The organism is Streptococcus sp. V728 (genome assembly GCF_052077995.1).
Taxonomy (GTDB): Bacteria; Bacillota; Bacilli; order Lactobacillales; family Streptococcaceae; genus Streptococcus; species Streptococcus infantis_B.
The window spans coordinates 473,443-491,711 of the sequence record NZ_JBQJJH010000002.1; the positions used below are offsets into that span (position 1 = coordinate 473,443).

The following is an 18,269-nucleotide window of genomic DNA, read 5'->3' on the forward strand; positions in this document are numbered from 1 at the left end:
ACTATCCTCCCTGAATGGTGATAAATGACTGGACTCGTTTCCAAATCAACTGAGACAAGCCCACCATCACTATAAGCCAGAAAAGCTGAAGCAAAAGTGCTTGAAGAATCTGACTAGCATCGTATTTCCCAACAATAATCATGACCGGAGTGTAAATCAAGGATGAGAAAGGTAAGAAGGACAGAATATCTGAAATGACCTTTGGAAAGAAAGCCAAGGGAATCAAACTCCCAGACATAAAGGCCACTATGGAAGTCTTAAGTAGGTTGGAACCCCAAAGATTTTTAAATACAAAGGCTGAAAATCCAAAGCAGATATTAAAGAAAAAGTTAATCAGATAGGCCAGCGTTAAGCTAAAAAGATAAAGGGTAGTTAGTCCCAGCACTTCTACAATCCCTTGCCCAGATAAGATTTTCATCAAAACAATGACACTTAAAAATGGCAGTGCAACAGAGATAAAAATCAACCACTTGGAACCAAGCTCCGTAAAGAGGTAAGAAGCCGCAAAATGCACTGGTCGCAACAAGCGCATGATAATGGAACCATCCTTGACCTCATCACCAATCATAAAGGAAGAATCCGACCTAGTCAGAAGATTAGTCACAAAACTCATGATGATGTAGAGGGTGATATCCGCCATACTGAAGCCCTGAATCAAAGGCTCCTGGGAGGAATCAAAGACAGCCTTCCATAGATAAAAAGCCACAAAAGCACCCATGACATCGCCAATCCGATAAAGAATAAAGTTGACTCGATAGCTAATCAACTCCTGAATCCCTGCATTGATAAAGGGTTTATAACGTCTCCACAATTTGACCATCTTAGAGCTCCTTTCGATAGAAGCGACGGATAATATCTTCAATATCCGTATCTACCATCTTCAAATCACGGACCTCAAAATCAGATAAGGTTTGCTTGATAATATCGGCCGACTGGTAGCGAGAACTATCGAATTCAATATTGAGAGTATTTCCTTGTCTATCAATGGACATATCAGGCAAGCCCTCATAATGAGAGACTAGATGATTTTGACCTGGCGTCAGGTCAAAGGAGAGAGTCTTCATCTTTCCAAAGGTCTCCTTGAGCTGGCTAACCGTTCCATCAAAAATCTCTTGCCCCTTATCAATCATAAAAATCCGATCACAGAGTTGCTCAATATCACTCAAATCATGAGTAGTCAAGAGAATAGTTGTCTCTTCCTCCTGATTAATCTGGGTAATGGCCCGACGAATGTTGTCCTTGACCGACACATCCAAACCAATAGTCGGTTCATCTAAAAAGAGAACTTTGGGATTGTGAAGCAAGGAAGCCGCAATATCCGCCCGCATCCGTTGACCTAGAGAAAGAGTCCGCACAGGATCCTTGAAAAATTCCTTCAAATCCAAAACTTCATTCAAAAAGTCCATGCGCTTATGGAAAAGCGAGTCCGGTACATCATAGATTTCTTTCAAAACCGTGTAGGTCTCTTGCAGTGCCAAATCCCACCATAGCTGGGTGCGTTGTCCGAAAACGACTCCAATATCCTTGACATAATCTTGGCGATTATCCTGGGGAATCTTGCCGTTAATCCGACAAAAACCAGATGTCGGTTTTAAAATCCCTGTCAGCATTTTGATGGTGGTTGACTTCCCAGCACCATTTGCCCCGATAAATCCTAAAATCTGTCCTTTTGGAACTTCAAAGGTTAAATCCTTGACCGCTTCAAAGGTCTGCTTTTCAGGATGAATAAAGGAACGCAAAGCCCCCTTCAAACCTGGCTCCTTTACTGTCTTCACAAAATTTTTCTGAAGATGTTCCACTTCTATCATTGCCATATATCTCTCCCTTTAGTAAGAAACAACTTTGTATTTTTGACGACAAATATTCTAAACCCTTACTTTCTACACCTTCTCAATATTATTACAGAAGGATTTATACCAACCTATTATAATCCAATAAAAAAAGGAATGCAAGCGTTTGCTTATAGATTATGAAATTAGATATTTCTCTCTTAAAATAGTGCTTTTGAGTCAGAAATTCTGGTTTAATAGTTCCTTAAAACACCAAAAAACCTGCCATTAGGGGCAGGCTACGAATTGTAAAAAGGCAAACTATTTTGATCAATATGAATCACTATTTAATCAAAGAACTAATCTTTCATAATTCTTTTCACAATCCCATTTCTATCAATTAGAAAACAATCTGGAAAGGTCATCTGCTCCCACTTTTCATAATCAAAACTGGAATCAAAATGATGTAGTAGTATTCCTATCAAATTCCCGTGTGAACTAAGTAAAATCGTTTTTTCTGAGTATCTCTCTTCCAATTCCATTAAAAAATTTAGTACTCTAGCTAGTGCACCTTGATTTGATTCCCCTTCTGAAAGAGATTCACTGGGATTTTGCCATCAATATTTAATACTGTCTTCAAACTCAGAATCTTTTATAAAGGTTGAAGATAATTTTCGCTCTCGTAACCGATTATCAAGAACTATTTTATCAAATTGAATTGGCGAGCTATTAATCGTTTCAAATGCTCGTTTATAAGGACTAGAAAAATAATAATCAATATTAAAAGAATTCAAAAACTCTAACTGATCAAGAGATGAAAATCCTTTTTCTGACAAAGTTCTATTAAAATCATCACTTGAAAATCTTGAATGAGCATGTCTAAGTAAAATATAAGAATTATTCATAAGTCATTCCTTTCAATTATTGTCATCAGTCTCAATGGATTTTTAAGCGCTCAATTATTCTCTAAAAATTCTTCAATTCGAGAAACTATTTCATGACTTTGATAATGATAAAGTTCGTGAGGCGCATCCATATAGATGACTTGAACATTAGACTGGTCGCTTGCAAATGTCTCTGCATAATGATACCATTCTGACTTGCTAAAAGTCGTGCCTTTACCATTAGAAACCATGAGTAAGGTAGGAATTTTAGGATTGATGCTAGAAGGAACTTTCTTGGCATTTTCCTTTACCAAATGGGATTCATGAAGCATGGCTTGTGAGATTAACTGCTTATAGGCTAGTAATTTATATTGTTGTCGTTCATTTTCGGTCAGAGTTGGATTTTTTATATAAAAGGACTCAGGGAAATAGCGTAATAAGCCAATCTTACTGCTCCAATAAGCCACAGTAAGCAAGGCCTGATTATCCTTTAAATCCTCATAACTTGATGGCAATGCCCAATCTAGACCAACCAAGGCTTTCACTTCATTAGGATACTTCTCCTGCCAAGCCAGACTCTCAAGACTAGCCATTGAATGAGACAGAATGATAAAAGGTCCTGTTATATTTGCTTGTGATAGAGCTTGACGTGTCTCAGACAAAACCTCCATCACATCTCTTGATTGATTGCTATCATCACTATAACCATAGCCAGCTCGCTCCACGATGACTACCTTATATTTTTTTGATAAGGAATCCGACACATTCTTAAAGTCCAAGATTGGAGAAGCAATTCCAGCACCTGAGAGAATTACTATAGTTTCAGGACCATCCCCCTCAACGTAAACATTCATTTGGTGTCCATTGACAAGAACTTGTTGTCCCACAGGTGTTAGCGAGGCTTGTTCCTTTTCTAAACTGATACGGTGAAAGATAAATGTTGTCCCTAAAAACAAAAGAATAAAACTAAGAAAGCCAAGACTCCATTTTTTCAGTTTTTTCATAGCATTATTGTACAAAAATTAGAGTCTTTTAGCAACTTAAGTTAAAGAATTTTCCAATATAATCTGTATATATCCAGAAACAAAAAACCCACCTTCACAGGCGGGTTTCATTTTGTATGGTTCAGCTAGATTAAGCTTTACCTTCTGAACCGAATACGTCGATACGTTCTTCAACTGATGCTTGGATAGCTTTTACACCGTCAGCCAAGAATTTACGTGGGTCGAAGAGTTTTTTCTTGTCGTATTCTGCTTCGTTTGCTTCGTAGTCACGAGCAAATTTACGAGTTGCGTTAGCGAATGCGATTTGGCATTCAGTGTTAACGTTAACTTTAGCAACACCAAGTTTGATAGCTGCTTGGATTTGGTCATCAGGAATACCTGATCCACCGTGCAATACGATTGGGAATCCTGGTACAGCTTCAGTCAATTTTTGCAAGTGGTCAAGGTGAAGACCTTTCCAGTTTGCAGGGTAAGGACCGTGGATGTTACCGATACCAGCTGCCAAGAAGTCGATACCAGTTGCAACCATTGCTTTAGCGTCTTCGATTGGAGCCAATTCGCCATCACCGATGATTCCGTCTTCTTCACCACCGATAGTTCCAACTTCAGCTTCTACTGATACACCATTTGCGTGAGCAAATTCTACAACTTTACGAGCTTTTTCAAGGTTTTCTTCAACTGGAAGGTGTGAACCGTCAAACATTACTGAAGTATAACCAACTTGAATACACTCAAGTGCATCTTCGTAGTGACCGTGGTCAAGGTGGATAGCTACTGGTACAGTGATACCCATTGATTCTACAAGGTTAGCGATCAAGTTGCGAGCAACTTTGTAACCACCCATGTATTTAGCAGCACCCATTGAAGTTTGGATCAAAACTGGAGCTTTTTTAGCTTCTGCTGCGCGCAAGATAGCTTGAGTCCACTCAAGGTTGTTTGTGTTAAATCCACCAACTGCATAACCGTTGTCACGAGCTGCTTGGACAAATTTTTCTGCTGAAACGATTGCCATTTTATCAGGCCTCCTGTATATTTTTATGGGATATCCCATTTACATTGTTCATTTTATCACTTTTTGATAAAAAAATCTAGTTTTTCCCATACTTTAGATTGAATTTCTTCCAATCAGATTGATGTAAACCCTTTCTTAATCACTTTCCGGATTGACCTGTGGTAGCTTCATGAAAAATACTAAGTGATTCTTATCTCTTTCAAAATAATAGTCAATTTCTTCGTTCTCTAATAAACTCTTGACCACAAATAGTCCCAAACCAGCTCCCTTACTTTGGCGACTAGAAGTTGTAAAGGATTGTTCAAACTTATCTTGCTCTTCTGTTGTACAGGTATTTTCAATAAAAAACCAGTCATCTTCTGTCCCAATTTTTAGATAGCCACCTTGGATAGAATGCTTCACCGCATTACTGATAAGATTTGAAAGAATCAGCTTGAGTACCGAAGGATTTAGATAAACCTTCTGGTTAGTCAACTGATTCTCAATAGAGATTTCTCTCTCCTTGGCTAACAAGTCATAATCCATCAATAGGAGATTGGTCATATCCAGAAGGTTGATTTGCTCCTTCTTATCTCGTAATTCTTGCACCGAAGAAAGGGATAAAATCTGCTGGACATGGTGGCTTAAATCATCCACGATCCCCAAAGAAACACCCAGGTAATAGTCGCGATCTTTATAGCGACCTATGTTTGCTTGCATGTTTTCCAAAAGGATTTTCAGACTAGCAAGAGGTGTTTTCAGTTCATGGGAAGCTCCTCGCAAAAACTCAACCTTCATCTTTTCTAACTGGAGGATGGATTCATTTTTCTCATGCAAGTCCGCAATGACGGTCAAGAGATGCTGATAGAGACTATTGATTTGCTCCTTGAGATCCCCAATCTCATCCTTGGAATCCACGCGCAATCTCACTTCTTCATCCAAGTCCATCATCCTTCGAGTTACTCTCTTGATTTCCAATATCGGAGCTACGATAGTTCTGGCATAGATATATGCAATCAGGAGTGAAATCAGAAAAGAAGCTAACAGAGTATAGGGTAGGAATTGCAGACTCATATCTTCTGCTTCTTTCTGCAAATCCATAGAAGCAATAAACTGTATGGTCAAGGTCTGATCATCCTTAGATTGGACCTCTCTTTCCTCAATGACCAAGGAAGCCGTCTGTCGATCTCTATCAATTGGAAGATTGTCCTTGACTTCTAACTTATCCTGAGTCATTTCACCCTTGATGGATCCCTTAATATCACTGCTTTTAGAATAAAGTTCCAGGACTTCCTGAATAGCTTGACTGTCTTTGCCTTGGAGGGACTGGGCAATTTCTGTAGCCTTTTGCCCGATGCTTTCCTGACGATGACTGAGATAGGTCGGAGGAAAGAGGAAATAGATAGCCAAATGCAAACAAATGACCAAGGTAGAAAATACCGAGAAGGTATAGATAAAAATCTTTTTAAATAAACCTGAACGTCTCATTTTCTCTCCAATTTATAACCAACATTGCGCACGGTAAGAATACAGTCTAAATCCAATTTTTTCCGTAATTCCTTGATATAGACATCGATCACTCTGTCAAAAGGAACCTCATCTGTCATCTTCCATACAGCATCGATAATCTGCGACCGTGTTAAGGCTCGACCTTCATTTTTAACCAGATAGTCTAAAATTTCTAGTTCTTTTGCATTCACTGCAACTTCTTGACCTGCTACTTTAGCGCTATAACTGTCAAAGTCTACCTGGGTGTCCCTATAGGTAAAAATACGACCGGTATCATAATAACGTTTAAAGATGGCATCCACTCGTACTTTTAACAAAGATAGAGAAAAAGGCTTTTCCAAATATCCATCTGCTAATGCAGCAAAGGCACTCATCTTATATTCTTCGTCCTGAAAGGCTGTCAACATCAAGACCGGAACTTGACTGCTTTTACGGATTTCTGACAAAACCTCTAAACCATTGAGTTTCGGCATTTGAATATCTAAGAGAACCAAGGCAACTTGGTGATTGGAAAATTGTTCTAAGGCCTCAAGGCCATCTGCTGCCTGAAGGGTTTCGTAGCCACAATCCGTCAAATAATCACTAATTCCCTCACGGATCATGTCTTCATCTTCTACAATTAGAATTTTCATATAAATCCTTTTCTATCAAAAATGCTACCTATATTATATCTCATTTGAATGAGAATAGGTAGCATGTTTTTTATTCACTATCCAACAAGAGTTCTTTTGGTTGTTTAAAGAGGAGATTGCTTGAAGCAAGTGCCATAACTAATACTACAAGAACTAAACCAAGTACAAAGATGATAGCAAAGTCAGAAGGTTGAATGGATATATCCAGACTTGAAAGTGTCTTGCTAAAGCCATCAACTTCTGCACCACCACCAAGATTAGAGGCTTGTGCTGCCTTACTAGCTTGCTTAGCCACATCTGATGTGACATTTGCAAGCACTGTATTTCCAATAGTACGAGCAGTATAGTTGGCTAGGAAATAAGCTGAAATTAGTGCTGGAATAGCAATCATAACTGCTTCTGTGATAAATTGACCTAGAATACTTGCTTGTTTAAGACCAATTGAAAGGAGAATTCCAACCTCTTTACGACGAGCGTTAATCCATAGTGTAAGTAAGAGAGCCAGTAGAAGAGCAGAGAAGCTCAAGCTACCCCAGAAGAGAAGATTAGCCATCTTGTACATACCTGAGATAGATTGTTCGAGGGCAGGATAGTTAGATGAACTCTTAATCAAGCTATACATCTTCCAGTTGATACCATTGATCGACCCTAATTCTTGCATAACAGTATCTAGGTTCTTATCCCCAGCCACAAAGAAGGTAGCATCGCCATAAATCGCTGTATCTTCTGTATAACCATAGAGCTGGGCAGCTGTGTGAATATCTGTGATAGCTGTATTCTCATAAAGTTCTTGTGAGTAGGTTACAGCAGATTTGTTGTGTCCATCAAAAAGTCCTTTGATCGTTACTTCTACTGTTTCCTTGGCTCCTTTTTCATTATCTGCATCGTAAATATTGGAGTTCAGTTTGACCTTATCTCCTACCTTCCAGCTATGTTTAGCAGCCAAGTCTTTGTGCATGAGAATCTGGTATTTGTCATCGTTTGTTAAATGTTCTCCTTCGACCAGTTTGTAAGAGCCTGACACAAACTTGTCTTCTTTAGCCGAATCATTAACTCCTGTTATCATCAAGCTACTTCCAAAACGTTGAGCTCGATCTGCAGTTAGATTTTTCTTAGTTTCAGGCGTTTCAATCAGTTCATAGCCTGTCAAATCACCGATAGCATTAATCCGTTTGATGTAGGATTCAATAGCCTTATTCTCGGTAATTTTTTTGATATCTTCACCCTTGATATTCCCAGCACCACGTGGAGTTCCTTGGTTGACCCTACGGTTGATTTGCATGGAGAAACTATTGGTGATATTTTTAAAGGTTTCTTGAGAAGCCTTGGCTGTTGCTCCCTTGATAGACAAGCCGACTAAACTCAAACTAGCCATCAAGAGAATGATAAGAAAGATCACAATAGACTTGAAAAATTTTCTTGTGACGTAGGCAAATGCGTTGTGTAACATAAGATTCCTTTCTAGATTTACTTCCGTTTTTAATATGTTTAAAAGTTTTAGTTACTATTTTTTTCTTGTTTCAGTCAGTTTCTTATCCTTCAATTCAAGTGTAATATCTGACGCCTGTGCCACTTCCTTACTGTGGGTCACAACGATTACACACTTGCCTGTTTTCTCAGCGAGAGATTTGAGCAAATCGATGATATCTCCAGCAGTCTTAGGATCCAAGTTTCCTGTTGGTTCATCCGCTAAAATCACTGGTGCTTCAGATACAAGGCTACGAGCAATGGCTACACGTTGTTGCTGCCCACCTGATAATTGGAGAACATTCCGCTTGATCTGACTTTCATCTAAACCAAGTTCAAGAAGCGTATCCTTACTAGCCTTCTTATTAACCAAGCGGATATTTTCTAATGGAGAAAGATAATCAATCAAGTTATAGTTTTGGAAAACTAGTGAGATATGGTGCATACGGTGATAAGAATAACCTTGTTCACGAATGTCCTTACCTTCGAATAAGATTGCTCCTTCGACTGGGCTATCAAGTCCTGCCAATAGGGACAAGAGCGTAGATTTCCCTGCCCCTGATTCTCCAATGATACTATAGAATTTTCCAGGTTCAAAATCGTAATTGATTTTATATAAGACTGCTTCTGCAGTGTTTTTATAACGATAAGTAAGATCTTGTAATTGTAGTAAAGTCATGATTTCTCCTTTATTAACTGATGGATGATAAAATTTCTTTCGGTGATTTTCTAAATAAAAATAGGAAACAAAGTGCAACTGACAAGCAGCTGATTATAAGTAGGAAGATATAAGATTCTCCAAATGATAGAAGACTTGTTGGGAGATTTGTTGCTTTTGCTAGCGTATCTTGTAGTGTAGCTTGGTCGCCGCTTGCAAGTACAGTCTTCAAGAGATAGGAAGTAATGGCATTCCCAGCCACAAATGCAGGCAGAATAGATGCCAATGAAACTATGATGACTTCCAGGCAGAATTGGCTAAAGATTGCTACTTTTCCCTTACCTAGTGCCAATAAAATACCAACCTCGTAGACTCGCTCTCGTAACCAAAGTGACAAGACCAAGATCAGCGCTCCTACACCAGCAATCATAATGCCATAGAGGAAAATTTGTAAGAAGGTTTGGAAGGTCGAAACTGAATCCTTGATTTGTTCAAAAGCCTTATTTTCCTTTTCGATTTGGTAACCTTTAGTTTCTAGGGATAACTTTTCAACCTCTTGAATGATGCTGTCCATATCTTTTGGATTTTCTAGATAGAAACGAGCGGCAGTAACTTGAGCTTCCTTATTTCCAAGAAGAGTTTGGCTACTTTCGTAGTCTGTATAGACCGTGTTTTCACTAAAATCTGACGAAAGACCAGTGAATTTCTCTTGCTTCTTACCTGAGAAAATACCTACGATTTCATAGTCTAGCCTTTGTCCACTATTTCCTTCAACTTGACCAGGATTTAAACTAATCTTATCCCCAAGTTTTAAGTTATTCTTCTTAGCTAATTCTTCATGGACTAGGATTTTCTGACTATCTCCTTTTTCTAGGTGTCTTCCTTCTTTAAGGGTAAAGGCGGAACTTGTAAAAGAAACATCCTTGGAAGAGTCTTCTAATGCAATCAAACTGATAAGATTTTTTTCAGCCTCTGTCAAATCATCCCTTTGGATACTTTGTTCTCCAGTAACGACTTCTTTGTCAGTTAACTTGGCTATTGTTTCTAGCTCAGGTGAAATCTTCTCAAGACCCTTTATCTTTTTAAGGTCATCTAGTTGAGACAGTTGAAAGGTCTGATCTGCTTCTATTCTTTTAATAGAAAAAGACGTATTCAATGAGCGATAGAGATTATTTTCTACTGTTTTGTTGGACTTCATGAGCGTCAAACAAGCCGATATTCCAGCCAATAAGACAAATAGAATCAAGAATAATATGAGACTTCTCAGTCGTTTTCTGCTGACGTAAGCCCAAGCTCTTTGAGTGGGATTCATATAGCACCTCCATATTTGTAAAACCATTATAATATTCAAATATGAAATGTTTATGAAATACCAAAAAAAGAGCAAAAATATTTTTGCTCTTTTTAATGAAAAATAAAAAGCTAGCCAAAGCTAGCTCACTAATATGCGGAGAGAGGGACTTGAACCCTCACGACCTAAAGCGGTCACAGGATCCTTAGTCCTGCGCGTCTGCCAATTCCGCCATCCCCGCGTCGATTACTTTACTAGTATATCAACTTTGAAAAAAATTGTCAAGACTTTTTTCAGATTTTTTCATCTTGAAATGTATTATTCTGTAATTTCAAGCAAATTTTCATCAACCAATTTCGCACCAAGTGTATTCTTAAAATGTCCAAGTGCAAAGGCATGATTTTCAGGCCAAATGGATGCTACTGCTGGTTTGACAACTTCTATCTGATAACCAAGATTATAAGCATCAATGGCTGTATGCAAGACACAGATATCTGTAAGAACTCCCGTCAAAATGACAGTATCCACTTTACGCTCTCTGAGACGGATATCCAAATCAGTCCCGGAAAATGCTGAATAGTGACGCTTATCCATCCAGAAAACACGACTATCATCGGCGTATTCCTGATAGAACTCGGCTAGTTTGCCATACAAGTTTCGTCCACTAGTCCCAATAATATTATGTGGTGGGAATAGTTTGCTTTCAGGATGAAAGACATCATTTTCCTCATGAGCATCGATGGTAAAAAAGATATAATCTCCACGTTCAAAAGCCTTTTGAGTCACCCCATATATATCATCAGATATTGCTTGAGCTGGAGCTCCCGCAGTTAGTTTCCCATGATCCGCTACAAAATCTTCTGTATAGTCAATAGAAATTAAAGCCTTAGCCATTAATAGTCCCTCTTTTTCACTTCTTCAAAAATATCTGGAATGAGAACTTTGAGATAAGTTCCTTTCATACCAAGAGAACGACTCTCAATAATCCCTGCCGATTCAAGTTTACGAAGGGCATTAACAATTACAGAACGAGTGATACCGATACGGTCTGCAATGACTGAAGCTGTTAATTGACCTTCATTACCATTTAATTCAGTTAGAATAGCCGATACTGCTCTAAGTTCAGAGTACGAAAGGGTATTAACCGCCATAGTTACAGCCGTACGACGACGAATATTTTTCTCATCTTCCTCACGTTGGAAGTTCAAGAGTTGAATTCCTACTACTGTGCTGGCAATTTCAACAAGAATTAAATCTTCATCTTCAAACTTTTTATCATTACGCCATATAATCAATGAACCCAAGCGAATCCCTGAGACATGGATTGGAGCAATTGTTGTCAAACCATCTGGGAAATCAGAACGACTCTCAGTTGGGAAAATTGTCAAATCATGCTCTACTGGAAGATTGGCCTCCGTATCGTAGATCATGTTCGCACCTTGCACATAATCTTCTGGGAAAGTCTTTGATTGGAAGAATTGCTCAACTCGGTCATTATTAGTTTTGTAGCGCATAAAGTAGCCCAACAAACGACCCTTGCTATTCACAATACAAGCGTTACAGTCAATAATATCTGCTAATTGACGTGTAATGGCATTATAAGGAAGCTCATCTTGTAATTGCTCCTCCGAACGTTTTAACATTGATGTGATTTTTCTTGTTTTTTCTAATAAATGTGCCATTTTTTACCTCGCATATAATCGCTTTCATTATATCATAAAATTCTGACTACTTCAACAATTATCTGAAAATTGTTTATTGAATTGCAATTCAAGTGTATTCGAAAATTTTTCCTATTTTTTATTATTTTCTTATTGACAGCTTCCTGATTTTTTGATAGAATAATATTACAAGATAACAAATTTATAAATACAAACTTCTCGTATTAATTTCATATGACTCTCGGTCTCCTTATATATAAAAGCGATCCACCTCAGTGAACCGCTTTTTTTGTTATTTATCTCCTTTGTTACGAATAACAAAGCCTGTTTTCTTCTCGCTTGAAGTATTGCGTGGTTTTTTAGTATCCTTGCGGTAACGCTTCTCTTTATCAAAGCGATCCTTTGAACGTCCACCTTTACGATAGTCATCACGACGTCCATTTCCACGGCGATCACGGTCTCGACGGTCATCCCCACGACGGCCTCCTCGACCACCCTTGCCTTTGCCACCAAAGCCACCACCAGATGGTTTAAATGGTAAAGGTTTTTCACGTGCAATCTCAACCTCAGGAAGACTGTCTGGGTCTTGAACAGTTAAGCTGAGGATATACATAGCCAATTCTTCAGGACTGAATTCTGAGGCCAATTGACGAGCATCCTTACCAAACTTCTCAAAGTTGCTACGAATCTCCTCATTCGCAAAATCACGCTCAATTTTCTTAAGAGCTACTTGCTTCTTAGCTTGGAAGGCTTCTTCTGCACTCGCAGGCTTAAGACCTTTCATGCGTTTCTTAGTTAAGTTCTCAATGATTTGGAGATAACCCATTTCATTAGGTGAAACGAAAGTAATAGACTGACCTGACTTACCTGCACGTCCTGTACGACCAATACGGTGAACATAACTCTCAGGGTCTTGTGGGATATCGTAGTTGTAGACATGAGTCACACCTGAAATATCCAAACCACGAGCAGCTACGTCTGTTGCAACGAGGACATCAAGATTGCCATTTTTAAAATCACGAAGGACACGAAGACGTTTGTTTTGGTCCAAATCTCCATGAATCCCTTCTGCACGGAAACCACGGATTTTAAGCCCACGAGTTAACTCGTCCACACGACGTTTGGTACGACCGAAGACAATAGACAACTCAGGTTGATCAACATCCATAAGACGAGTCATTGTGTCGAATTTTTCTTGTTCTTTAACACGGATATAGTACTGGTCTACTAATTCTGTAGTTAATTCTTTGGCAACAATCTTCACATGCTCAGGTTCTTTCATGAACTGAACACCAATACGTTTGATGGCATCTGGCATAGTTGCTGAAAAGAGTAGAGTTTGACGTTTTTCTGGGACACGTGAGATAATTGCTTCGATGTCTTCAAGGAATCCCATGTTAAGCATTTCATCAGCTTCGTCTAAGATCAAGGTTTCAATATCATGTAATTTCAGAGCCTTACGTTTAATGAGGTCAAGTAGTCGTCCTGGTGTTCCTACAACGATATGAGCCCCTGATTTAAGAGCCTTGATTTGTTTTTCAATACTTGAACCACCGTATACTGAACGGACTTTCACACCCTTGCTTCGACCAAAGCGGAAAAGCTCTTCCTGGCTTTGAACTGCAAGTTCACGAGTTGGAGCAATTACCAAAGCTTGGATAGTTGCTTCTTCTGTACGAATTTTTTCAAGGGTTGGCAAGCCAAAGGCTGCTGTTTTTCCTGTACCAGTCTGTGCTTGACCGATAACATCTTTCCCTTCAAGAGCCAAAGGAATGGTTTGCTCTTGGATAGGACTTGCTTCTACAAATCCTGCTTTTTCGATTTCTGCTAACAAATCTGCAGAAAGATTAAATTCATTAAATTTCACGTTATTCTTCTTTCTAAAGATGGTGCGAAGCCATCCTATAGCGCTTAGTTTATACTTTTCTTGTCATGACGTACTTTCATACCTTTTATGAAAGACCGTGTTGCTTCTTTTCCACTAAAGAAAAGTACTGCTTTTTTGCAACTTATCTAGTATAACACAAGACAGGGGCAAAAGATAGTCTAACCACCTGATTAAATCATGTAAACGATTTTTCTATCTTTTGAAGTCGATTTATCTAAGCATTCTCGAGACTATTTTGTTTGGATATTTTTTCCCGTAGCAGATTTGTGCAAAAGTTTTTTTCTTGTGCTAGAATGAAATCAAATAGGAGGATTTAAAAATGTTAACATACGATTTAATTGTAATTGGATTTGGTAAAGCCGGTAAGACTTTGGCTGCTAAGATGAATGCGGCTGGTAAGAAAGTTGCTGTCATCGAGCGCAGTAAAGCGATGTATGGTGGTATTTGCATTAATTTTGCTTGTATCCCAACCAAGACTATGATTGTAGCAGCTGAAAAGGGCTGGTCATTTGACGATACCATGAAAGAGCGTGGTGCGGTGACTGGTCGTCTTAACGCTAAGAATTATAAAATGTTGGCAGACAATGGCGTTGATGTCATTGATGCAGAGGCACATTTCGTGTCAAATAAGGTCATCGAAGTAGTGGCTGGTGATGACCGCCAAGAGCTTACGGCTGAAACTATTGTCATCAATACAGGTGCTGTGTCTAATGTCTTGCCGATTCCTGGGTTGACAACAACTGAGCATGTCTACGATTCAACTGGTATTCAAACCCTTGAAGCCTTGCCAAAACGTTTAGGTGTCTTAGGTGGTGGTAATATCGGTCTTGAATTTGCTGGCCTTTATAACCGTTTGGGTAGCCAAGTGACTGTCTTGGATGCAGCGACTAGCTTCTTGCCACGTGTGGAGCCATCTATTGCTAAGTTGGCTAAGGAATACATGGAAGAGGACGGCATTGTCTTTGAGCAAGGTGTTAAAACTTCCGAAGTTAAGAATGACGGTGATGAAGTTGTCGTTGTTACTGATAAAGGAGACTTCCGTTTTGATGCACTCCTTTATGCGACAGGACGCAAGCCTAATATTGAACCTCTTCACTTGGAAAACACCGATATTGCCTTGACTGAGCGTGGTGGTATCCAGGTTAATAAGCATTTGGAAACAAGCGTTCCAGGTGTCTTTGCAGTAGGTGATGTCAATGGTGGTCTTCAATTCACTTATATTTCATTAGATGATTTCCGTATTGTCTTTAATTACTTGACAGGGGATGGTAGCTATAATCTTGAAACACGTGGAGCTGTTCCAACCGCTATGTTCCTCAACCCACCTTTGGCACAAGTTGGTCTTACTGAAGACCAAGCCAGAGCAGCAGGTGGACCAGTTGCTGTCAAGGAACTTCCAGTTGCTGGCATGCCTCGTGGTCATGTTAATGGCGATTTGCGTGGTGCCTTCAAAGCTGTGGTAAACCCTGAAACTAAGGAAATCTTGGGTGTGACCCTCTTTGGTCAAGAATCTCATGAAATTATCAATTTGATTACTCTTGCTATGAACCATCATATCCCATACACAGATTTGGCTAAACAAATCTTTACTCACCCAACTATGGCTGAGAACCTAAACGATTTGTTTGCGATTTAATTATTGTATAAAAAAGCATTTTCTGTATAGAAATGCTTTTTTTATTTTAAAAATATGTTATAATGGTATTAAAATAAAAAGGGGGGGTTATGATGAATAAAACACGAAAACTAATTGCCTTAGGACTATCTTGTTTATCAGTCCTTACACTTGTTGCTTGTAGTGGTGGAGCAAAGAAAGACGAAAACACTTCAAAAGATACAAAGGTAGAAACAACTTCAAGTCAAAAATATTCTGAGAATAAAGGCAAATTCACTATTGGAGATAAAGTAACTTTTGATAATGTAGCTGAGTAAACCATCACCAATGTTGAATGGACCGACGAACGAAATCAGTTTGATAAAAGCAATCCTGATAAGGTCCTAAAAGTTACTTATAACGTGAAAAATCTTTCTGAAAAAGATTTACCTGTAGGAATAGGAATGACTCTCTATGCTGGTGGTAAAAAAATGGAATCTTACCCTAATACAAATACCATGGATGCAATTTCTGCTGGTAGATCTATTGAAGGCGCAGTTGCTCACTTTGGTGTTACTGGTCAAGGTGATTTAGAATTAGAAATAAAACCTGCTTTTGATTTTAAATCAAAAGCTGCCATTGTGGCGTTTACAGTTGAATAAACAATACAGCCCTCTTTGGGCTGTTTTTTTATAAGTGAAATATCAAATCTATCTTTTCCATCTTTTATGATATAATAGAAACATGAAACTTGAAACTACTTTTGGGCTCCTAGTTGGACGTTCTTCTCACTTTATTTTAAGTCGTCTTGGACGTGGAAGTACCCTCCCAGGAAAACTTGCCCTTCAATTTGATAAAGATATTTTACAGCATCTAGCAAAAAACTATGAGATTGTCGTGGTAACTGGTACAAATGGTAAAACTTTGACAACAGCACTTACTGTCGGGATTTTAAAAGAAGTCTATGGCCAAGTATTAACCAATCCAAGTGGTGCCAACATGATTTCAGGAATCACCACTACTTTTTTGAATGCCAAATCTTCTAAAACAGGTAAAAACATAGCTGTCCTAGAGATCGATGAAGCCAGCCTCTCGCGTATCTGTGACTACATCCAACCTAGTCTTTTTGTGATTACTAACATCTTCCGTGACCAGATGGATCGTTACGGTGAGATTTATACTACCTACAAGATGATTTTGGATGCTATCCGAAAGGTTCCTACTGCTACGGTTCTCCTTAATGGAGATAGCCCACTTTTCTACAAGCCAGCTATTCCTAATCCTATTCAATATTTTGGCTTTGACTTAGAAAAAGGGCCAGCTCAGTTGGCACACTACAATACCGAGGGTATCCTATGTCCTAATTGCCACAGCATTCTCAAGTACGAACTTAATACTTATGCTAACTTAGGGGCTTATATCTGCGAGAATTGCGGATGCAAACGCCCTGATTTAGACTATCGAGTGACAGAACTGGTTGAGTTAACCAACAATCGCTCTCGCTTTGTTATCGACGGCCAAGAATACGGTATTCAAATTGGTGGACTCTACAATATCTACAATGCCCTTGCTGCTGTTTCTATTGCTCGCTTCCTCGGAGCTGAGCCACAACTTATCAAACAAGGATTTGATAAGAGTCGTGCTGTCTTTGGACGTCAAGAAACCTTCCAAATCGGGGATAAGGAATGTACACTCGTTCTTATCAAGAACCCCGTAGGAGCTACTCAAGCGATTGAGATGATTAAACTGGCTCCATATCCGTTTAGTTTATCAGTTCTTCTTAATGCATTCTATGCAGATGGCATTGATACCAGTTGGATTTGGGATGCTGACTTTGAACAAATTACTGATATGGACATTCCAGAAATCAACGCTGGGGGCGTTCGTCATTCTGAAATCGCTCGTCGTCTTCGTGTCACTGGCTATCCAGCTGATAAAATCACTGAAACAAGCAGTTTGGAACAAGTTCTTAAAACGATTGAAAATCAAGACTGCAAACATGCTTATATCCTTGCGACCTACACAGCTATGCTTGAATTCCGAGAATTACTAGCTAATCGTCAGATTGTTAGAAAGGAGATGAACTAATGGTTTATACTTCACTTTCATCAATAGACGGCAACTATCCTTACCAGCTAAATATAGCCCATCTTTATGGCAATCTCATGAATACCTACGGAGATAATGGGAATATCCTCATGCTCAAGTATGTAGCTGAAAAGCTTGGTGCCCATGTGACAGTTGACATCGTTTCTCTCCATGATGATTTTGATGAGAACTACTATGATATTGCCTTTTTTGGTGGTGGTCAAGACTTTGAACAGAGCATCATTGCTGGTGATTTACCTGCTAAAAAAGATAATATTGACAACTTTATCCAAAATGATGGTGTCGTTCTTGCTATCTGTGGTGGCTTCCAACTATTGGGTCAATACTATATCGAAGCTTCTGGCAAACGTATCGAAGGATTGGGTGTTATGGGACACTACACCCTCAACCAAACCAACAACCGCTTTATTGGGGACATTAAAATTCATAATGAAGAATTCGATGAAACCTACTATGGCTTTGAGAACCACCAAGGCCGTACCTTCCTCTCAGATGACCAAAAACCACTCGGTCAGGTCGTATACGGAAACGGAAATAATGAAGAAAAAATCGGTGAAGGTGTTCACTATAAAAATGTTTTCGGTTCTTATTTCCACGGACCCATTTTATCCCGTAATGCAAATCTAGCCTATCGTTTGGTCACTACTGCCCTCAAGAAAAAATATGGTCAGGACATTGTCCTTCCAGCTTATGAAGATATCCTTAGCCAAGAAGTTGCTGAAGAATACAGCGATGTGAAAAGTAAGGCAGAATTCAACTAATCTTTCTATTCCAACATGCTATTAGCTGTTGGAATTTTTTTGTAGTCTTTT

17 protein-coding genes, 1 tRNA gene and 1 pseudogene are annotated in these 18,269 nt (G+C 39.0%); 5 read left to right on the plus strand and 14 right to left on the minus strand.

Annotated elements, in window-relative coordinates:
* Position 1: 1 nt before the first annotated feature.
* The 14 genes and pseudogenes from ACTO1Y_RS03645 to ACTO1Y_RS03710 form a co-directional block, all read right to left on the minus strand.
* Positions 2-820, minus strand: a complete 819-nt coding sequence (locus ACTO1Y_RS03645; protein WP_441348387.1) for an ABC transporter permease — start codon at positions 818-820, stop codon at positions 2-4.
* 1 nt (position 821) lies between these two features.
* On the minus strand, positions 822-1,814 hold the full coding sequence (locus ACTO1Y_RS03650; RefSeq protein WP_441348388.1) for an ABC transporter ATP-binding protein: 993 nt from the start codon (positions 1,812-1,814) through the stop codon (positions 822-824).
* Positions 1,815-2,128: 314 nt separating this feature from the next.
* Positions 2,129-2,674: pseudogene (locus ACTO1Y_RS03655) on the minus strand (histidine phosphatase family protein).
* Between the two features lie 50 nt (positions 2,675-2,724).
* Positions 2,725-3,657, minus strand: coding sequence for an alpha/beta fold hydrolase (locus ACTO1Y_RS03660; protein WP_441348389.1), 933 nt, complete (start codon positions 3,655-3,657; stop codon positions 2,725-2,727).
* 130 nt (positions 3,658-3,787) lie between these two features.
* Entirely contained in the window at positions 3,788-4,669 is an 882-nt protein-coding gene (locus ACTO1Y_RS03665) for a class II fructose-bisphosphate aldolase (RefSeq protein WP_001019005.1), read from the minus strand.
* Between the two features lie 135 nt (positions 4,670-4,804).
* On the minus strand, positions 4,805-6,136 hold the full coding sequence (vncS, locus tag ACTO1Y_RS03670; protein WP_441348390.1) for a sensor histidine kinase VncS: 1,332 nt from the start codon (positions 6,134-6,136) through the stop codon (positions 4,805-4,807).
* A complete protein-coding gene (gene vncR, locus ACTO1Y_RS03675) occupies positions 6,133-6,789 on the minus strand; it encodes a response regulator transcription factor VncR (RefSeq protein ID WP_441348391.1) in 657 nt (218 codons plus the stop codon). The genes vncS and vncR overlap by 4 nt, the downstream gene beginning before the upstream one ends.
* 70 nt (positions 6,790-6,859) lie before the next feature.
* Positions 6,860-8,239 (minus strand): ABC transporter permease subunit Vex3, encoded by a 1,380-nt coding sequence (gene vex3 / locus ACTO1Y_RS03680; protein WP_441348392.1) that lies wholly within the window; start codon positions 8,237-8,239, stop codon positions 6,860-6,862.
* A gap of 54 nt (positions 8,240-8,293) precedes the next feature.
* Positions 8,294-8,935, minus strand: coding sequence for an ABC transporter ATP-binding subunit Vex2 (gene vex2, locus ACTO1Y_RS03685; protein WP_441348393.1), 642 nt, complete (start codon positions 8,933-8,935; stop codon positions 8,294-8,296).
* Between the two features lie 13 nt (positions 8,936-8,948).
* Positions 8,949-10,226, minus strand: coding sequence for an ABC transporter permease (locus ACTO1Y_RS03690; protein WP_441348394.1), 1,278 nt, complete (start codon positions 10,224-10,226; stop codon positions 8,949-8,951).
* Positions 10,227-10,360: 134 nt separating this feature from the next.
* Positions 10,361-10,446, minus strand: a tRNA-Leu gene (locus ACTO1Y_RS03695).
* Positions 10,447-10,523: 77 nt separating this feature from the next.
* Positions 10,524-11,099 carry a cysteine hydrolase family protein gene (locus tag ACTO1Y_RS03700; protein ID WP_441348395.1) on the minus strand — a complete coding sequence of 192 codons (576 nt, stop codon included), beginning with the start codon at positions 11,097-11,099 and terminating at the stop codon, positions 10,524-10,526.
* A complete protein-coding gene (gene codY / locus ACTO1Y_RS03705; protein ID WP_441348396.1) occupies positions 11,099-11,887 on the minus strand; it encodes a GTP-sensing pleiotropic transcriptional regulator CodY in 789 nt (262 codons plus the stop codon). The genes ACTO1Y_RS03700 and codY overlap by 1 nt, the downstream gene beginning before the upstream one ends.
* A 271-nt stretch (positions 11,888-12,158) precedes the next feature.
* The gene (locus tag ACTO1Y_RS03710; RefSeq protein WP_441348397.1) at positions 12,159-13,733 is read right to left on the minus strand and encodes a DEAD/DEAH box helicase; all 1,575 of its coding nucleotides are present in this window, start codon (positions 13,731-13,733) and stop codon (positions 12,159-12,161) included.
* 340 nt (positions 13,734-14,073) lie between these two features.
* Here ACTO1Y_RS03710 and ACTO1Y_RS03715 point away from each other — a divergent pair, with 340 nt between their 5' ends.
* From ACTO1Y_RS03715 to gatD, 5 genes are all read left to right on the plus strand, one after another.
* On the plus strand, positions 14,074-15,390 hold the full coding sequence (locus ACTO1Y_RS03715) for an FAD-containing oxidoreductase (protein WP_049503099.1): 1,317 nt from the start codon (positions 14,074-14,076) through the stop codon (positions 15,388-15,390).
* 89 nt (positions 15,391-15,479) lie between these two features.
* A complete protein-coding gene (locus tag ACTO1Y_RS03720; protein ID WP_441348398.1) occupies positions 15,480-15,686 on the plus strand; it encodes a hypothetical protein in 207 nt (68 codons plus the stop codon).
* An 84-nt stretch (positions 15,687-15,770) separates the two neighbouring features.
* Entirely contained in the window at positions 15,771-16,010 is a 240-nt protein-coding gene (locus ACTO1Y_RS03725) for a hypothetical protein (RefSeq protein WP_441348399.1), read from the plus strand.
* An 82-nt stretch (positions 16,011-16,092) separates the two neighbouring features.
* Entirely contained in the window at positions 16,093-17,436 is a 1,344-nt protein-coding gene (gene murT / locus ACTO1Y_RS03730; RefSeq protein ID WP_441348400.1) for a lipid II isoglutaminyl synthase subunit MurT, read from the plus strand.
* Positions 17,436-18,218 (plus strand): lipid II isoglutaminyl synthase subunit GatD, encoded by a 783-nt coding sequence (gatD, locus tag ACTO1Y_RS03735; protein WP_441348401.1) that lies wholly within the window; start codon positions 17,436-17,438, stop codon positions 18,216-18,218. Before murT ends, gatD begins: the two co-directional genes overlap by 1 nt.
* Positions 18,219-18,269: the final 51 nt, after the last annotated feature.